Origin of the sequence: Streptosporangium oxazolinicum (genome assembly GCF_039537505.1) — a bacterium.
Lineage (GTDB): Bacteria > Actinomycetota > Actinomycetes > Streptosporangiales > Streptosporangiaceae > Streptosporangium > Streptosporangium oxazolinicum.
On sequence record NZ_BAABAQ010000002.1, the window covers coordinates 658,258 to 675,389 of the forward strand.

The 17,132-nt window shown below is 69.8% G+C and carries 17 protein-coding genes; 9 read left to right on the forward strand and 8 right to left on the reverse strand.

Annotated elements, in window-relative coordinates; translation table 11 throughout:
• Positions 1 to 141: 141 nt before the first annotated feature.
• Both ABD817_RS07915 and ABD817_RS07920 read left to right on the forward strand, forming a co-directional pair.
• Positions 142 to 1,866, forward strand: coding sequence for a DEDD exonuclease domain-containing protein (locus tag ABD817_RS07915; protein WP_344916543.1), 1,725 nt, complete (start codon positions 142 to 144; stop codon positions 1,864 to 1,866).
• Positions 1,867 to 1,921: 55 nt separating this feature from the next.
• Entirely contained in the window at positions 1,922 to 2,209 is a 288-nt protein-coding gene (locus tag ABD817_RS07920; protein ID WP_344916545.1) for an Lrp/AsnC family transcriptional regulator, read from the forward strand.
• A gap of 18 nt (positions 2,210 to 2,227) precedes the next feature.
• Here the strand turns inward: ABD817_RS07920 and ABD817_RS07925 are convergent, their stop codons facing one another.
• The 3 genes from ABD817_RS07925 to ABD817_RS07935 all read right to left on the reverse strand — a co-directional run bounded on the left by ABD817_RS07925 (position 2,228) and on the right by ABD817_RS07935 (position 4,863).
• On the reverse strand, positions 2,228 to 3,184 hold the full coding sequence (locus ABD817_RS07925; protein WP_344916548.1) for a sensor histidine kinase: 957 nt from the start codon (positions 3,182 to 3,184) through the stop codon (positions 2,228 to 2,230).
• 182 nt (positions 3,185 to 3,366) lie between these two features.
• On the reverse strand, positions 3,367 to 4,437 hold the full coding sequence (gene trpD / locus ABD817_RS07930; protein WP_344916550.1) for an anthranilate phosphoribosyltransferase: 1,071 nt from the start codon (positions 4,435 to 4,437) through the stop codon (positions 3,367 to 3,369).
• A gap of 27 nt (positions 4,438 to 4,464) precedes the next feature.
• Positions 4,465 to 4,863: a DNA-binding transcriptional response regulator gene (locus tag ABD817_RS07935; protein ID WP_344917239.1), complete on the reverse strand. Its 399-nt coding sequence runs from the start codon at positions 4,861 to 4,863 to the stop codon at positions 4,465 to 4,467.
• A gap of 195 nt (positions 4,864 to 5,058) precedes the next feature.
• Here ABD817_RS07935 and ctaE point away from each other — a divergent pair, with 195 nt between their 5' ends.
• The 4 genes from ctaE to qcrB are packed head-to-tail and all read left to right on the forward strand — an operon-like array spanning position 5,059 to position 9,311.
• Positions 5,059 to 5,676: an aa3-type cytochrome oxidase subunit III gene (ctaE, locus tag ABD817_RS07940; RefSeq protein WP_344916553.1), complete on the forward strand. Its 618-nt coding sequence runs from the start codon at positions 5,059 to 5,061 to the stop codon at positions 5,674 to 5,676.
• Positions 5,677 to 5,692: 16 nt separating this feature from the next.
• Positions 5,693 to 6,508, forward strand: a complete 816-nt coding sequence (qcrC, locus tag ABD817_RS07945) for a cytochrome bc1 complex diheme cytochrome c subunit (protein WP_344916556.1) — start codon at positions 5,693 to 5,695, stop codon at positions 6,506 to 6,508.
• Entirely contained in the window at positions 6,505 to 7,617 is a 1,113-nt protein-coding gene (qcrA, locus tag ABD817_RS07950) for a cytochrome bc1 complex Rieske iron-sulfur subunit (RefSeq protein ID WP_344916558.1), read from the forward strand. Before qcrC ends, qcrA begins: the two co-directional genes overlap by 4 nt.
• Complete coding sequence (qcrB, locus tag ABD817_RS07955; RefSeq protein WP_344916560.1) at positions 7,617 to 9,311, forward strand: cytochrome bc1 complex cytochrome b subunit; 1,695 nt, start codon at positions 7,617 to 7,619, stop codon at positions 9,309 to 9,311. Before qcrA ends, qcrB begins: the two co-directional genes overlap by 1 nt.
• Positions 9,312 to 9,592: 281 nt before the next feature.
• Here the strand turns inward: qcrB and ABD817_RS07960 are convergent, their stop codons facing one another.
• From ABD817_RS07960 to ctaC, 4 genes are all read right to left on the reverse strand, one after another.
• Positions 9,593 to 10,819, reverse strand: coding sequence for a L,D-transpeptidase (locus ABD817_RS07960; protein ID WP_344916562.1), 1,227 nt, complete (start codon positions 10,817 to 10,819; stop codon positions 9,593 to 9,595).
• A 156-nt stretch (positions 10,820 to 10,975) separates the two neighbouring features.
• Positions 10,976 to 11,371, reverse strand: a complete 396-nt coding sequence (locus ABD817_RS07965) for a cytochrome c oxidase subunit 4 (RefSeq protein WP_344916564.1) — start codon at positions 11,369 to 11,371, stop codon at positions 10,976 to 10,978.
• A complete protein-coding gene (ctaD, locus tag ABD817_RS07970; RefSeq protein WP_344916566.1) occupies positions 11,368 to 13,029 on the reverse strand; it encodes an aa3-type cytochrome oxidase subunit I in 1,662 nt (553 codons plus the stop codon). Before ctaD ends, ABD817_RS07965 begins: the two co-directional genes overlap by 4 nt.
• On the reverse strand, positions 13,026 to 13,826 hold the full coding sequence (gene ctaC, locus ABD817_RS07975; RefSeq protein WP_486389317.1) for an aa3-type cytochrome oxidase subunit II: 801 nt from the start codon (positions 13,824 to 13,826) through the stop codon (positions 13,026 to 13,028). The genes ctaD and ctaC overlap by 4 nt, the downstream gene beginning before the upstream one ends.
• A 169-nt stretch (positions 13,827 to 13,995) precedes the next feature.
• On the opposite strand from ctaC, the gene ABD817_RS07980 reads away from it, so the two are divergent.
• From ABD817_RS07980 to ABD817_RS07990, 3 genes are all read left to right on the forward strand, one after another.
• Entirely contained in the window at positions 13,996 to 15,132 is a 1,137-nt protein-coding gene (locus ABD817_RS07980; RefSeq protein ID WP_344916571.1) for a cysteine desulfurase family protein, read from the forward strand.
• Positions 15,133 to 15,157: 25 nt separating this feature from the next.
• On the forward strand, positions 15,158 to 15,427 hold the full coding sequence (locus tag ABD817_RS07985; RefSeq protein ID WP_329092777.1) for a sulfurtransferase TusA family protein: 270 nt from the start codon (positions 15,158 to 15,160) through the stop codon (positions 15,425 to 15,427).
• Between the two features lie 61 nt (positions 15,428 to 15,488).
• Positions 15,489 to 15,911, forward strand: a complete 423-nt coding sequence (locus tag ABD817_RS07990) for a CBS domain-containing protein (RefSeq protein ID WP_344916575.1) — start codon at positions 15,489 to 15,491, stop codon at positions 15,909 to 15,911.
• A gap of 193 nt (positions 15,912 to 16,104) precedes the next feature.
• On the opposite strand, the gene ABD817_RS07995 is transcribed toward ABD817_RS07990, so the two are convergent.
• The gene (locus ABD817_RS07995) at positions 16,105 to 17,091 is read right to left on the reverse strand and encodes a carbohydrate kinase family protein (protein WP_344916577.1); all 987 of its coding nucleotides are present in this window, start codon (positions 17,089 to 17,091) and stop codon (positions 16,105 to 16,107) included.
• Positions 17,092 to 17,132 lie beyond the last annotated feature (41 nt).

The following is a 17,132-nucleotide window of genomic DNA, read 5'->3' on the forward strand; positions in this document are numbered from 1 at the left end:
CGGGCCGCCCTGTGACGCAGGCCACCCGGGAGCCCCCTCCCGGGCGCGCGGAAACCGAGGGTTTCCCGGCGCTCGGTGCGCACCGGCCCGGGAAGGGGGTGGTGCGGTAAATGTCGGTCGAGGCTTCTAAGGTCGTGAATCGTGGACTACGCCGTGCAGGGAACACTCGACGAGCTGGGCACCCCGCTCAGCCAGATCACCTTCGTCGTGTTCGACCTGGAGACCACCGGCGTCTCGGCGGGCGAGCACGCGATCACCGAGATCGGGGCGGTCAAGGTCAGGGGCGGCGAGGTGCTCGGCGAGTTCGCCACCCTGGTCGACCCCGGCTCGCCGATCCCGCCGTTCATCTCGGTGCTGACCGGCATCACCGACAGCATGGTGGTGGCGGCGCCGAGGATCGAGTCGGTGCTGCCGTCCTTCCTGGAGTTCGCCGCGGGCTCCACCCTCGTCGCGCACAACGCGGGGTTCGACCTGGGGTTCGTCAGGGCGGCCTGCGCCGCGCACGGCTATCCCCCACCGGCCCACCAGGTGGTCGACACCGTCGACCTGGCCCGCAAGCTGCTCACCCGCGACGAGGCGCCCAACTGCAAGCTGTCCACGCTGGCCAGGATCTTCAGTAGCACCGAGCCCTGCCACCGGGCGCTCGCCGACGCGCGGGCCACCGTCGACGTGCTGCACGCCCTGCTGGAGCGGGCGGGTTCCTTCGGGGTGCGGACGCTGGAGGAGCTCAAGGGTTTCGTCCGCGCGCCCACCCCCGAGCAGCGCCGCAAGCGGCACCTGGCCGACTCGGTCCCGGCGGGCCCCGGCGTGTACGTGTTCGAGGACGAGGGCGGCGACCCCCTCTACGTCGGCAAGAGCAGCAACCTGCGCAACCGCGTGCGCGGTTACTTCACCGCGAGCGAGACCAGGCCCCGCGTCCGCGAGATGATCGGCATCGCCGCGCGGGTCAGGTCCATCGCCTGCGCGACCTCGCTGGAGGCCGAGGTCAGGGAGCTGCGGCTGATCGGCTCGGCCAAGCCCCGCTACAACCGCAGGTCGCGCTTCCCCGAGAAGATGTTCTGGCTCAAGCTGACCGACGAGCCGTTCCCCCGCCTGTCGGTCGTCCGCGAGGTCAAGGACGACGACGCCTCCTACCTGGGCCCGTTCAACAGCACCCGCGCCGCCGAGGACGCCCGCACGGCCCTGCACGAGACGGTCCCGCTGCGGCAGTGCACCGAGCGGATCACCCCGCGCACCAGGCGGTCCGCCTGCGCCCTCGCCGAGATCGGGAGGTGCGGGGCGCCGTGCGAGGGCCGCCAGAGCCCCGGCGAGTACGCCGTGCACGTCGTGGCGGCCCGCCGGGCGATGGAGCTGGACGCGGCCCCGGTCTTCTCCGCGATCGAGGCCAGGATGGAGCGTCTCGCCCTGGACCAGCGCTACGAGGAGGCCGCCGTCGACCGCGACCGGCTCGCCTCCTACGTCCGCACCTCGGCCCGCATGCAGCGGCTGCGGTCGCTGACCGCGATCTCCCAGATGGTCGCCGCCGCCCCCCTGCCGGGCGGCGCCTGGGAGATCCACGTCATCCGGTACGGGCGGCTCGCCTCGGCCGGGGTGATGCCGAAGGGCGCCCACCCCACCCCGTTCGTCGAGGCGCTGACCGCCACCGCGGAGACGGTGCCGCCGGGGCCGGGTCCGGTCCACGCGGCGAGCGCCGAGGAGACCGAGTGCGTCCTGCGCTGGCTGGAGTCGCCGGGGGTGCGGCTGGTGCAGGTGGAGGGCACCTGGAGCCTGCCCGTGTCCGGCGCGGGGCGGCTCAAGGCCCGCATCGACCGCGCCTACCGCACGGCCGAGCCGCGCCGGGCACGTGAGGGCCGCCCGCTGGGCTGACGGCCGCGCTGGTAGCTTCTGAGGCGGCAAGCCGCACTCAACGAGGAGGAAGCTCGTGGTCACCGCGATCGTTCACATCAACGCCGAGGTGGACCGGATCCCCGAGGTCGCCCAGGCGGTCGCCGCGATCGACGGGGTGAGCGAGGTCTATTCCATAACCGGGGAGTACGACCTGATGGCCATGGTCCGCGTCACCTCCTACGAGGAGATCGCCGAGGTCGTCCCCGGCCGGATCAACAAGGTCGACGGGGTGCTGCACACCGAGACCCACGTCGCCTTCCGGGCCTACTCACGGCACGACCTGGACGCCGCCTTCTCGATCGGCCTCGGCGAGTCCGACTGACCCCGGCCCGTACAGCCCCTACGACCCAGGACCGGGGCACTGCCCGGCGGGTCCGGAAGCGGTGAGGGCCCCTTCTCCGGTACGGGTGGCGGGTCCGGCGGTGTCCTCCTCAGCCGCGCCGGTGGGGCCCCGGCGCGGCCCGACGGGTGCGGCGACGGTCACCTCCCCCTCGCCCGCGCCGTTTCCCGTCTCGCCCGCGGTGGGCAGCCGCGCCCGCACCTCGAACCCCCCTCCGGGCAGGGTCCCGGCCGCGAGCGTCCCGCCGAACAGGGTGGCCCGCTCGCGCATGCCGAGCAGGCCGTGCCCCGCGGCGGCCGAGGGGACGGTCCTGCCGTCGTCCCGTACGAGGACGTCGAGGAAACCCGGCCGCCAGCGCAGCGTGACGCGGGCCGAGTGGGCACCGGCGTGCCGCAGGGTGTTGCCGAGCGCCTCCTGGACGATCCGGTAGGCCACCAGTTCGAGGGCGAGCCCGACCTCCGCGGGCCTGCCGTCCTCGACCACGTCCACCCGCAGGCCCTGCTCCCTGACCCCGGCAAGCAGGTCGCGGAGGTCGGACAGCCTGGGCTGGGGCGTCCTGCCGGTCGAGGGGCCGTCGAGGTCGAGCAGCGACAGGGCGCGCTGGAGCTCGACGAGCGCCTGACGCCCCGACTCCTCGGCCACCCGCAGGGTCTGCCTGGCCCGCTCGGGATCCTTGTCCATGATCATTCGTCCGGCGCCCACCTTGAGCGTCATCATGCTGACCCCGTGGGCGACGACGTCGTGCAGCTCGCGGGCGATGCGCGCCCGCCTCTCGGCTAGCTGGGCGCCGGCCAGGGCCTCCCCCTGGTCGGCGAACCTCGCCTCCCAGGATCTGAGCCTCAGCAGCAGGAGCCTGCGCTCCCACGCCAGGCTCGCCACGGCCGCGCACAGTACGAGCGCCGCGCACGACAGCAGGATGGGGAACATCGGCTCGGCCAGCAGGTCAGCACGCCACATGGCCGCAATCTAGAACGGCTCCGCCCGGCGATACATCCTCTCCTGGACGGATCTTGCATCCGCCCGAGAGGGGAGGACCTCCGGTGCCGTGACCCGGCCATACTCCCGAAGATCTCCGGGAGTGCGGCCGGGGTTCTGCACGGTCCTTCATGACAGGCCAGGACAAGCCCGGCCGGAAAAGGTCAGGACGGCTTCAGCGCCCGGCTGATCTCGATCCAGCGGTCGAGGGTCTCGGCGGCGGCGCCGGAGTCGACGGCCCGCGTCGCGCGCTCGTAGCCCGCGGCCATCGCGGCGTTCAGGTCGTCACCGGCACCGGCGTCCGGGCCCTCGCCCGCGCCGTCGAGGGCGACCAGCGCCGCGGCGGCGTTCAGCAGGACCGCGTCGCGGACCGGCCCGGTCTTGCCGCCGACCAGGTCGCGGACGGCCTGGGCGTTGAACTCCACGTCCCCGCCGCGCAGCGCGTCGGGCGCCGCCCTGGGGATGCCGAGGGCGGCCGGGTCGAAGACGACCTGCTCCAGGGCGCCCTGACGCACCACCCAGACCGTGGAGGTCGTGGCGATGGTGAGCTCGTCCAGTCCGTCGTCGCCCCTGAAGACCAGGGCGGAGACCCCGCGCTCGGCGAAGACGCCCGCGACGACGGGGAGCATGCCCGCGTCGAAGATGCCGATCGCCTGGGCGGCGGGCCTGGCCGGGTTGGTCAGCGGGCCCAGGAAGTTGAAGACCGTGGGGATGCCGAGCTCCCTGCGCGTGGGGCCCACGAAGCGCAGCGCCGGGTGGTAGACCGGCGCGAAGCAGAAGGCGATCCCGGCCTCCACCGCGACCCTGGCGGTGTCGGCCGGGGCCAGGTCGAGGACGACCCCGAGGTGCTCCAGGACGTCGGCGGCGCCGCAGGAGGAGGAGGCGGCCCGGTTGCCGTGCTTGACGACCCTGGCCCCCGCCGCCGCGGCCACGATCGCGGCCATGGTGGAGACGTTGACGGTGTGGGCGCGGTCGCCGCCGGTGCCGACCACGTCGACGACGGGCCCCTCGACCGACAGCGGGGTGGCCCGCTCCAGCATCGTGCGCGCCAGGCCGGTCACCTCCGCGACCGTCTCGCCCTTCGCCCGCATCGCCACCGCGAAACCCGCGATCTGGGCGGACGTGGCGGAGCCGGACATGATCTGGTTCATCGCCCAGGCGGTCTCGTCGGCCGTCAGGTGCTCGCCCGCGATCAGGGCGGACAACAGCGCGGGCCAGGTGGTACGCGCGTCCATGGGGGTCTCCAGGGGGTTCCGGGGGATCTACCGGGCGGACAGACGGGTGGACAGGCGGCGGCGCATCAGGTCGGCGACGGTCTCGGCGAGGACGACCGGGTCGATCGGCTGCGGCACGACGGCCTCGGCGCGCGACCACTCGGCCAGCCAGCGGTCGTCGCGGCGGGCGATCAGCAGGCAGATCGGCGGGCAGTCGTGGACCTCGTCCTTGGCCTGGCGGGCCACGCCCATGCCACCCGCCGGCTGGGCCTCGGCGTCGAGCACGGCGACGTCGATCTCCCCGGAGTCGAAGTGCTGGACGACCTTGGCGTGGGTGGCGCACTCCACGATCTCCACGAGGGGCACGTCCCCGGCGGGGCGGCGGCCGATCGCCTGCCGCACCTTCTCACGGGTGCTCGCGTCGTCGCTGTAGACGAGGACCCTCATCTTGTCGTCGGTGCTCACGGTCGCGCTCACTATCCCTCGTCGATGTATGGTCACCTGGGATGCTACCGGTCTGCCGGTCCGGGGACCCAGGCCGGAGCCAGGGGTGAGCGAATTGCCCCATACGTCCACTTTGTGGGGACGTAGGCACCCCCTATCGGGGGGTCGTGCGGCGACCCGACCAGGAGAGCCGCAATAATGCTGCCCGTGGCGACAGCATCCGCAATTTCAACGACGACGACAGCACACTCGTCCCGCAGACCCGATCTGGTCAGCGTCGGGACGATCGTCTGGCTGTCCTCCGAGCTCATGTTCTTCGCGGCGCTGTTCGCGATGTACTTCACCATCCGGTCGGTGAGCATCGGCCAGGGACTGCCCTGGCCCGAGGCCCACCTGAACATCCCGTTCGCCCTGGCCAACACGATCATCCTGGTCCTGTCGAGTGTGACCTGCCAGCTGGGCGTGTGGGCGGCTGAGAAGGGCCAGGTCGCCAAGCTGCGCTTCTGGTACATCGTCAGCTTCCTGATGGGCTCCGTGTTCGTGGGCGGCCAGCTGTTCGAGTACAGCGAGCTGGCCCACGAGGGGCACACGCTGTCGCACTCCGCGTACGACTCCGTGTTCTACCTGACCACGGGTTTTCACGGCCTGCACGTGACGGGTGGACTGATCGCGTTCCTGTTCATGCTGGGACGCACGTACGCCGCGAAGCGCTTCACCCGTGAGCAGGCGACCAGCGCGATCGTCGTGTCCTACTACTGGCACTTCGTCGACGTGGTCTGGATCGGCCTTTTCGTAACCATCTATGGCATTCACTAAGGAATCGGGGATCTCTGTGAATAGGATCACCGCTGGACGGCGGCATCCCCTCGCGAGATACGCCGTCCTGCTCCTGGCCCTGGGCCTGATCGGCGGGGTCTACACGGTCGCGCTCGCGATCTCCCCCAGCCGGCAGGCCGACGCCGCCATCGCGTCCGGCAGGGCCGACGACGTGGCGGAGGGCAAGAAGCTCTTCGAGCAGAGCTGCTCCAGCTGCCACGGGCTCAACGCCGAGGGCACCGCCCAGGGCCCGACCCTGATCGGCGTCGGCGCCGCCTCCGTGGACTTCCAGGTCAGCAGTGGCCGCATGCCCCTGGCCAACCCCGGAGCGCAGGCACCGCGCAAGCCCCCGGCGCCCTGGGTCAACGAGGACACCGTCCGGCAGCTCGCCGCCTACGTGCAGTCGCTCGGCGGCGGCCCGACCGTCCCGACCGACGAGCAGGTCGACGCCGCCAAGGGCGACAAGTCCAAGGGCGGGGAGCTGTTTCGCGCGAACTGCATCCAGTGCCACAACTTCGTCGGCTCCGGCGGCGCCCTGACCCAGGGCAAGTACGCACCGCCGCTCCACGCGGCCACCGAGAGGCAGATCTACGAGGCGATGATCACCGGCCCGCAGGCGATGCCGGTGTTCAACGACAGCATCATCACCCCCGAGCAGAAGCGGGACATGATCGCCTACATCGTGGGCGTGCGTGAGGAGCCCAACCCGGGCGGCGCCGGTCTCGGCCGCATCGGCCCGGTCACGGAGGGTCTGGTGGCCTGGGTCGTCGGGCTCAGCCTCCTCTCCCTGGCCGCCATCTGGATCACCGCGAAGAGGCGACAGGCCAAATGACTGACAACAATCACGACATCGAACAGCCGGAGGAGCGCGCGCCGAAGCGCGTGATCGGCACCCCCTCCCCGGCGGCGAGCACCTCCCTCCTCGGCCACGACGAGCCGAAGAGGGCGGACGTCGTCCAGGTTCCCGGGGTGACCCCGCAGGACGAGGCGACCGCGCGGAAGGGCGAGCGCTACGCCGCCCTCTGCTTCCTGGTCGCCTTCCTGGGCGGCATCGGCTTCGTGGTGTCGTACGTGGTCTTCCAGGTCGGCGACATCGAGAAGACGCAGATCTCCAACCTCGCGCTGGGCGGCACGCTCACGCTGGCCCTGCTCGGGCTGGCCGCGGGCCTGACGACCTGGGTCCGCCTGGTCATGCCCAAGTACAACCTGGTCCAGGAGCGCCACGCGATGGCCTCCGACCCCGAGACCAGGTCCTACGTGAGCGAGACCTTCCTGCAGGGGGCGAACGAGAGCGGCATCGTCAAGCGCCCGCTGCTGCGCCGCACCCTGCTGCTCGCCGCCGCCCCGCTCGGCCTGGCCCCGCTGGTCCTGCTGCGCGACCTCGGCCCGAGCCACACGAACTTCCCGGCCAAGCTCCGGCACACCGTCTGGGGGGAGAAGACCAAGGACGGCAAGCCGCGCAAGCTCGTCGTCGAGGGAAGCGGCTCCCCCATCAGGGCCGCCGACTTCAACTCCCCCGGCGGCATCCTCTCCGTGGTGCCCGAGGGCTACGAGCACGACCTGAACGCGCTGGCCAAGGCCACGCTGATCCTGATCAAGTTCCGGCCCGAGGAGCTCAAGTCAGGGACCAACCTGAACTGGACCCACGACGGGATCGTGGCGTACTCCAAGATCTGCACGCACGTCGGCTGCCCCGCGGCCCTGTACGAGCAGACCACCCACCACATCCTGTGCCCGTGTCACCAGTCGACCTTCGACGCCGCCGACGGCGCCAAGGTCATCTTCGGCCCGGCCGCCCGGCCCCTGCCTCAGCTGCCGATCGCCGTCGATAATGAGGGATACCTCGTCGCAACGGCGGATTTCGCCGTCCCCGTCGGTCCCAGCTTCTGGGAGCGCGGCGACGCCGAGGCCGAGGTCCGTGAGAACGGAGCCCAACAGTAATGAGCATCGAGACCGTTCCCAAGCCCATCGAGGGCGCGAGCACCTTCGTCGACGACCGCATCGGCGCGGGAAACTTCCTCCGGCGCAACCTGCGGAAGATCTTCCCCGACCACTGGTCGTTCCTGCTGGGTGAGATCGCCCTCTACTCGTTCATCATCCTGCTGCTGACCGGCACGTTCCTGACGTTCTTCTTCAAGCCCGGCATGGGCCACGTCGAGTACGCCGGTTCGTACGGCCCGCTGCAGGGCGTGACCATGTCCGAGGCGTACGCCTCGGCGCTGAGCATCAGCTTCGACGTGCGCGGCGGCCTGCTGATGCGGCAGATGCACCACTGGGCCGCCCTGCTGTTCATCGGCGGCATGATGGTGCACGCGCTCCGGGTGTTCTTCACCGGTGCGTACCGCAAGCCGCGCGAGCTGAACTGGCTGATCGGCGTGCTGCTGCTCACGCTGGCGCTCGCCGAGGGCCTGACCGGTTACTCCCTGCCCGACGACCTGCTCTCCGGCGCCGGTCTGCGGATCACCGAGGGCGTGGCGATCTCCCTGCCGCTCGTCGGCACCTGGATCACCTTCTTCCTCTTCGGCGGCGAGTATCCGGGCGAGGACGTCATCGCGCGCTTCTACTCGCTGCACATCCTGCTCATCCCGGGCATACTGCTCGCGCTCATCTCGGCGCACATGATCCTGATGTGGGTGCAGAAGCACACGCAGATGCCGGGCAAGGGCCGCACCAACGAGAACGTGGTGGGCGCGCCGTTCTACCCCGCCTTCATGATCAAGGCCGGCGCGTACTTCATGTTCACCTTCGGGGTCATCGCGCTGCTGGGCACCTTCGCCCAGATCAACCCGATCTGGCTGTTCGGCCCCTACACCCCCGCCGACATCTCGGCGGGCTCGCAGCCCGACTTCTACATGGGCTTCCTCGAAGGCTCGCTGCGCCTGATGCCCGCCTGGGAGCTCAACCTCTTCGGCGGCGCGGGGGGCACGCTCGCGATGAGCGTGCTGATCCCGGCCCTGGTGCCGATGGGCATCGTCATGACGGGCCTGGCGCTGTACCCGTTCATCGAGCAGTGGGTCACCGGCGACCGCCGCGAGCACCACATCGCGGAGCGTCCCCGCAACAACCCGCACCGCACCTCGATCGGCATGTCGGCCGTCACGTTCTACGGCATCCTGTGGCTGCTGGGCGCCAACGACGAGATCTCCGCGTTCTTCCACATCTCGCTGAACTGGACGACCTACGCCGGCCGGTTCCTGATCATCGCCGGTCCCGTGGTGGCGTACATCATCACCTACCGGGTCTGCCTGGGCCTGCAGCGCGGCGACGCGGCGATCATCAGCCACGGCGTGGAGTCCGGTGTGATCAAGCGGCTGCCCCACGGCGAGTACATCGAGGTCCACGTCCCGCCGCACGAGGCCATCGAGGCCCACATGCGGGGCAAGGAGGCGATCCCGATCGTCTCCGGAGGCGGCGCGGGCCCGAAGAACCGCGACGACATCCCGTCCAAGGGGATGCGCGGCCCGCTCGGCCGGCTCCGCGCCAAGATGAGCGCGGCGTACGGCGGCGAGAAGATCCCGCTCGACGACGGCCACGGCCACGCCGAGGAGCACGGCGCCATCGGCGCGGGCCACGGGAGTCACGAGGAGCACGCGGCGGTCGGCCAGGGCGGAGACGACAAGTCCCTGACCCGCTGACCCGCCACGGCTGACGCCACGGCGAAGGGCCCGGACACCGCGCGGTGTCCGGGCCCTTCGTTGTACGCCTTCCCGTCCGGACGATGCTCGTCGTACGCGTTCCCGGCGGGACGGTGCCGTGTCGTACGCGCTCCCGACGCCTGGACGCCCAGACGCCTGGGGACAATGCCCTGAGCTGCCACGATGCCTCAGGAAGGCCCTCAGGGGGCTTCTCCGGGCCTCGCCGGACCTTTCACGGCCCGGGACCCCGGGCGCCCCGGGTGGACGCCAGGAGGCCGCGGTCAGACGTCCTCGGTGTTGAAGTGCTTGAGGCTGCTCCACTTGAGCCACTGCTTCCAGCTCTCCTGCCAGTGGCCCCACCCGTTGGTGGGCTCCAGGGCGCGGGGCGAGCCGGTGATGATGATCGGGTCCCCGATCAGGGTGTTGTCGAGGAACCACTTGGCGTTGCTCGGGCTGACGTTGACGCATCCGTGGCTGACGTTGGAGTTGCCCTGGGAGCCGACCGACCACGGGGCGCTGTGGATGTACTCGCCGCTGTTGGAGATGCGGACGGTGTCGTAGACGGTCAGCTGGTAGTAGCCCGCGGAACCGGGGCCGATGCCCGGGGAGGTCATGACGGTGACGTCCTCCCTGGACATGGCCAGGTGCACGCCGCTGGTCGTGTGGTACTTCCAGACGCCGCCCTGCCCGGCGCTCATCGGCATCTCGCGGACGACCTTGCCGTTGCGCTTCACCGTGAGGTTGTGCGACTGGACGCTGCCCCGGGTGATCTGCGAGCGGCCGATCTTGAAGTTGACGATCTTGTTCGTGGCCCCGTACAGGCCCTCGCCGCCGCGTACCCCCGCGAGGCGGGCCTCGACCCGGACCTTGGTGCCCGAGGGCCAGAAGCTCTTCGGGCGGAAGTGCACGTTCCGGTTGTCGAACCAGTGCCACGCCCCCAGGACCGGCCTGGAGGTACGGACGAAGAGATTGCGCTCGATGGAGACCCGGTCGGAGACGTCGCGGTCGAAAGTGATCATCACCGGCATGCCGACGCCGACGGTCACGCCGGTCGAGTCCTTGCCCGGCATGAAGCTCTCGATCGTGAAGGTCTCCTTCTTCTTCACCGTGGAGAAGGAGGAGGTCTTGGTGGTGACGGCGCCCGCCGGGTTGACGGCCGTCACGGAGACCTCGTAGGAGGCTCCTGGAGCCGCCGTGACGCGGCTGCGCCACTGTGTGCCGTCGGCGCTGAGAACGCCCGGCAGGGAGCCCTTGGCGCCCTTCACGGCCCGTACGGCGACCTGTCTCAGGGTGCCGCCCTGCGCCGCGACCAGGACGGGGGTGTCCGTGGGGACGCCGCCTGCCCTGTCGAGGGGGGCGACGGTGACGACGGCCGCCGCGGCGGCGGTGGACGGCGCCTGGGACGCCTGGCCACTCTGTACGGCGGTGTCTTCCGAGCAGGAGGCCGTCACCAGTGCGAGGGCCAGTAGTCCCGCTCCCCGGCTCGAACCACGGATCGCGTGTCCCACATGAACTCCCCTGTCCGGACTGAACCACTGCATTCAGTTATTACCCGGAGTAAGCGGTTCACCACATAAGACATCCACCTTGAGCGCCAAATAAACGCCAAAAAGCGGGCCACGGAAGCTTTCCGTGGCCCGCTCGGACGGCGGTGAGACGCGGGGTCAGTGCGAGAAGTTGCCCCGGTAGTACTCGAAGACGAAGCCGATCATGCTCATCACGATCGCGAACACGCCGATCAGGAAGAGCCACCAGCCGATGACCAGGCCGACCGCGCTGAGCGCGACGGCCAGGCAGACGAAGAGCGGCCACCAGCTGTGCGGGCTGAAGAAGCCGAGCTCCCCGGCGCCCTCGCTGATCTCGCCCTGCTTGTCGTCCTCCGGCTGCTCGCCGATGCGGCGGGCCGTGTACATGAGGTAGTAACCGATCATGAAAGCGAAGCCCACCGAGATGGCCATCGCGGTCGTGCCGACCGGCTCCTTGGACCAGTACCAGTAGACGACGTCCACGGCGGCGAAGAAGACGCCGCAGAGGATGAACAGCCAGCCCTGGACCTTCATCGGACCTCCTCCAGCTCACGGTCGGCCGGAACGTACGGGTGCTTGAGGTCGAACGCCGGGCGCTCGGACCGGATGCGGGGCAGCGAGGTGAAGTTGTGCCTCGGCGGCGGGCAGGAGGTCGCCCATTCGAGGGAGTTGCCGTACCCCCACGGGTCGTCCACGGTGACCTGCGGCGCGGTCTTGTGGGTCTTCCACACGTTGTACAGGAACGGCAGTGTGGAGGCGCCCAGCAGGAACGCGCCCACCGAGGAGACCATGTTGAGGTCGGTGAACCCGTCGATCGGGCTGTAGTCGGCGTAGCGGCGCGGGAAGCCCTGCGCGCCGAGCCAGTGCTGGACGAGGAAGGTGGTGTGGAAGCCGATGAACAGCGTCCAGAAGTGCACCTTGCCCATGGTGTCGTTCAGCATCTTGCCGGTGAACTTGGGCCACCAGAAGTAGAAGCCCGCGAACATCGCGAAGACCACGGTGCCGAAGACCACGTAGTGGAAGTGCGCCACCACGAAGTACGAGTCGGACACCTGGAAGTCCAGCGGCGGGGAGGCGAGGATGACGCCGGTCAGGCCGCCGAACAGGAACGTCACCAGGAAGCCGATCGAGAACAGCATCGGCGACTCGAACGACAGGTGGCCGCGCCACATGGTGCCGATCCAGTTGAAGAACTTCACCCCGGTGGGCACCGCGATGAGGAACGTCATGAAGGAGAAGAACGGCAGCAACACCTGTCCCGTGGGGAACATGTGGTGCGCCCACACGGTGATCGACAGACCCGCGATGGCGATCGTCGCGCCGACCAGGCCAATGTAGCCGAACAGCGGCTTACGGCTGAAGACCGGCAGCACCTCGGTCACGATGCCGAAGAACGGCAGCGCGATGATGTAGACCTCCGGATGCCCGAAGAACCAGAACAGGTGCTGCCAGAGCAGCGCGCCGCCGGTCTGGGAGTCGAAGATGTGCGTGCCGAGCTTGCGGTCGGCCTCCAGCGCCAGCAGCGCGGCGGCGAGCACCGGGAAGGCCATCAGCACCAGGATCGAGGTGAGCAGGACGTTCCAGGTGAACATCGGCAGGCGGAACATCGTCATGCCGGGCGCGCGCATGCAGATGATCGTGGTGATGAAGTTCACCGAGCCGAGGATCGTGCCCAGACCGCTGATCGTCAGGCCGACGATCCACAGGTCGCCGCCGATCCCGGGGGAGCTGATCGCGTTCGACAGCGGGGTGTAGGCGAACCAGCCGAAGCTGGCCGCGCCGCCCGGGGTGATGAACCCCGACAGGGCGATGAGGCTGCCGAAGGTGAAGAGCCAGTAGCTGACCATGTTCAGTCGCGGGAAGGCGACGTCGGGGGCGCCGATCTGCAGCGGCATCAGCTCGTTGGCGAAGCCCGCGAACAGCGGGGTCGCGAACATCAGCAGCATCACGGTGCCGTGCATGGTGAACAGCTGGTTGAACTGCTCGTTGCTGACGAACTGCAGGGCCGGCTGCGCCAGCTCCGCCCTCATGACCAGCGCCATGACGCCGCCGATCAGGAAGAAGATGAACGAGGTGATCAGGTAGAGATGTCCAATGATCTTGTGATCGGTGGACGACGCCCACTTCGTGATGATCGAGCCCTTGCGGGTCGGCACCGGGGGAAGGGGGAGGGATTCGTTGTTCGCGGTCACTGGGCACCCGCCTGACTAGCGATGTACTGGTCGAACTCCTCAGGAGTGACGAGCTTCACCGAGAAGAGCATCCTGCTGTGGTCGACGCCGCAGAGCTCGGCGCAGCGGCCGGCGTAGACGGTGCCGGGCTTCTTCAAGGTCTCGACCTCGAACTTGTTGTTCACCCCGGGGATCACGTCGAGCTTGAAGTGGAACGCCGGGACCCAGAAGGAGTGGATGACGTCCGGCGAGTGGAGATCGAACCTGATCTTCTTACCGGCGGGCAGCACCAGCTGCGGCCCCTTGGTGTAGTCGGCGGCGGGCTGGCCGACCACCTGGGCGGTCCTGCCGTTGTAGTCCGTGGTGAAGCGCCAGCTCCACTGGAAGCCCTCGACCTTGACCGTCACGTCGGGCTTGGCGGACATGGTGGTGATGTACTTCTGGTCCCGCGCGGTGAAGAAGAAGAACACGCCGACCATGATGATCGGCACCACCGTGTAGAGGATCTCGATCGGGAGGTTGTACCGCACCTGGGGCGGCAGCTCCTCCTTGGAGTTCTTCTTCTTGCGGTGGAAGGCGACGGACCACAGGATCAGGCCCCACACGACCACACCGGTGGCGAGGGCGGCGATCCACGATCCGTTCCACAGACTCTGGACGGCTTCGGACTGCTTGGTGACGCCCTCGGGCAAGCCGGCTCGGGACCAGTCTTCGGCACTGCACGCCGTCAGGGAAACCAGCAGCAGTGCCAGAGCGGCAGCGCGTGGCACCCGGCGGCGGGCCAACGGACGCCGTGCAGAACGGCGGGTCGGACTCACGGATCGCCTACCCCACAGATGAAGCCCAGGAGTCGCTCCTGGGCGGTCGTTTGTTCACGTTCAAGATTTCGTAGTTCACAGCTTCACGCTGGGGGACACATTAGCGCGGACACCCCTCGCCCTCCCCCGCAGCCCCCGCACGCACCGCGCGTGGTGCGACGATTGAGAGGTGGCGTACTTCGACGCGGCCTCCACGGAGCCGCTGCACCCCCAGGCGCGCGAGGCTCTGATCGCGGCCCTCGACGTCGGCTGGGCCGACCCCGCGAGACTGTACGGTTCCGCCCGCCGGGCAAGGATGTTACTGGAACAGGCGCGGACCGAGGTGGCCGAGGCCCTGGGCGCCAGGCCGGACGAGGTCTCCTTCACCTCCTCCGGCACCCAGGCGGTGCACCTGGGCGTCCTGGGCACCCTGCACGGCCGCCGCAGGACCGGCCGCCGCCTGGTCACCTCGGCCGTGGAACACTCCAGCGTGCTGCACGCGGCGGGCATCCACGAGCGCGACGGCGGCTCGGTCGAGACGGTCGGCGTCGACATCACCGGCGCGGTCGACCCCGGCGCCTTCGGCGAGGCGGTCCGCGCCGAGGGCACGGCCCTCGCCTGCCTGCAGAGCGCCAACCACGAGGTCGGCACGCTCCAGCCGGTCGCCGAGGCGGCGGCGGCGTGCGCGGAGGCGGGGGTGCCGCTCCTGGTGGACGCGGCCCAGACGGCGGGCAGGATGCCGCTGCCCCCCGGCTGGTCGGTGCTGGCCGCCAGCGCCCACAAGTGGGGCGGTCCGGCCGGGGTCGGCGTGCTGGTGGTCCGCAAGGGCACCCGGTGGCGCACCCCGCTGCCCGAGGACGACCGCGAGCGCCGCAGGGTCCCCGGGTTCGAGAACGTCCCCGCGATCGTCGCGGCGGCCGCCGCGCTGCGCGCCACGGTGGCCGAGTCGGCCCTGGAGTCGGCCAGGCTCTCGGCGCTCGTGGACCGCGTCAGGGCCGAGGTGCCCCGGCTGGTCCCGGACGTCGAGGTCATCGGCGATCCGGTCGTACGAGCCCCGCATATTGTCACCTTTTCGTGTCTTTATGTGGAAGGTGAGGCATTGCTCACGGAACTCGACAAGGCTGGGTTCTCGGTATCGTCCGGCAGCTCCTGCACGGCGAGTACGCTTCGTCCGTCGCATGTTTTGGAGGCCATGGGCGTGCTCACGCACGGGAACGTCCGCGTTTCGCTACCCCGGGGCACCTCGGCGATGGATATCGACCGTTTTCTCGCCCTTCTGCCGGATACGGTGCGGAGGATTCGCGAGGAGGCGGGGGTCAAGCTTTGATCAACATTCGGGGAGGGAAGACGTGATGACGTCCAGCCAGGCCACTCCGGCGGGATCGGCGCGGCCCCCGGCCCTCACGATCGACGCGCTGGGCAAGAAGTGCCCGATTCCGATCATCATGCTGGCGGCGCAGATCAACGACGTGCCGCGCAACGAGATCGTCGCGGTCCTCGCCGACGACCCGGCCGCCTTCACCGACATCCCGGCCTGGTGCCGGTTGAAGTCGCACCACCACGTGGGCAGCTACGAGCTCCCGGAGCGCGGCTGGGCCATCCACGTACGCCGCAATTACTGACATGTCCTGAAATTGGGTATGACCCTCCCCGGAAACACGCCAAACGGTTCGGGGGGACGGCATGAGCGGCGAGACGGCCAGAGATCTGATGAACGCCGGGGTCCGGTGCGTCGAGGCACACGAGACACTCGACCGGGCGGCGCAGATGATGCGGGACATGAACGTGGGCGCGCTGCCCATCTGCGGCAGCGACGACCGGCTGAAGGGGATCATCACCGACCGCGACATCGTGGTCAGGTGCGTGGCGCACGGCCTGGACCCCTCCACGGTGACCGCGGGAGACCTGGCGACCGGCCTGGTCTGGGTGTCCGCGGACGCGAGCGTCGAGGAGGCGCTGGCCAAGATGGAGCAGAACCGGATCCGGCGGCTACCGGTGATCGAGGACGGCCGCATCGTCGGCATGATCACCGAGGCCGACCTGGCCAGGAAACTGCCCGACGACAAGCTGGCCGAGTTCGTGCACCGCGTCTACGCGAGCGGCTGACCTCAGCCCACCCCGCGCGGGCGTCCGGCACCGGCCGGGCCGCCGCTGGGCGGTGACCCGGCGGTGGCCCGATCGGCGGTTCGGAAGCGCGGTCCCGGGAAACGGGGTCCTGGGAGAACGGGGTCCCGGGAGGGCGCCGGGGCCCGATGGCTCAGGAGAGGCCCCGGTGACGCGGCGGCTCAGGCGTGACGGCTCAGGCGTGGTGGCACTTCACGAAGGCGGCCACCTCGGCGGCGGCGTCGGCGCCGTAGGCGTCGGCGAAGCGCTCCAGGAAGACCTTCTGGCCGAGCTCGTACTCCTGTCCGCCGACACGCTCCAGGACGTGGGTGGCGGTGAGGTTGCCGACCTGGCCGCAGCGCTCCAGGGACAGGCCCCAGGCCAGGGCGGACAGGAAGCCGGAGCGGAAGGCGTCGCCCACCCCGGTGGGGTCGGCCTTGCCGAGCTCGGGCGCCGGGGGGACGTGCAGGGACGGCTCGCCCTTGCGGTCGATGACCACGCCCTTGGGACCGAGCGTGGTGACGCGGACGCCGACCCGGTCGAGGATCTCCTGGTCGCTCCAGCCGGTCTTCTGCTCGATCATGCCCTTCTCGTAGTCGTTGCCGAACAGGTAGGCGGCGCCGTCGACCAGCTCGCGGATCTGCTCACCGGGCATGCGGGCGAGCTGCTGGGAGGGGTCGGCGGCGAACGGGATCGCGCGCTGGCGCGCCTCGGCGGTGTGCCTGAGCATCGCGTCGGGGTCGTTGGGGCTGATCAGCACCAGGTCCAGGCCGCCGACCCGCTGGGCCACCGGGCCGAGCTCGATGAGGCGGGCCTCGGCCATCGCGCCGGTGTAGAACGAGGCGATCTGGTTGTGATCGTCGTCGGTCGTACACAGGAAGCGGGCCGTGTGGTGCGTCTCGGAGACGTGGATGGAGTCGCAGTCGACGCCGTGGCGCTCCAGCCAGGAGCGGTAGTCGGCGAAGTCGGCGCCGACCGCGCCGACCAGGACGGGACTGAGTCCCAGGCAGCCCATTCCGAACGCGATGTTGGCCGCGCAGCCGCCGCGGCGGACCTGCAGGTCGTCCACGAGGAACGACAGGGAAACCCGGTCGAGCTGACCGGCGATGAGCTGGTCGCTGAAGCGGCCGGGGAAGGTCATCAGTTGATCGGTCGCGATTGAGCCGGTGACGGCGATGCGCACGGGGTTCTTCTCCTCGTTGTCAGCATCTCTCGGAACGCGGG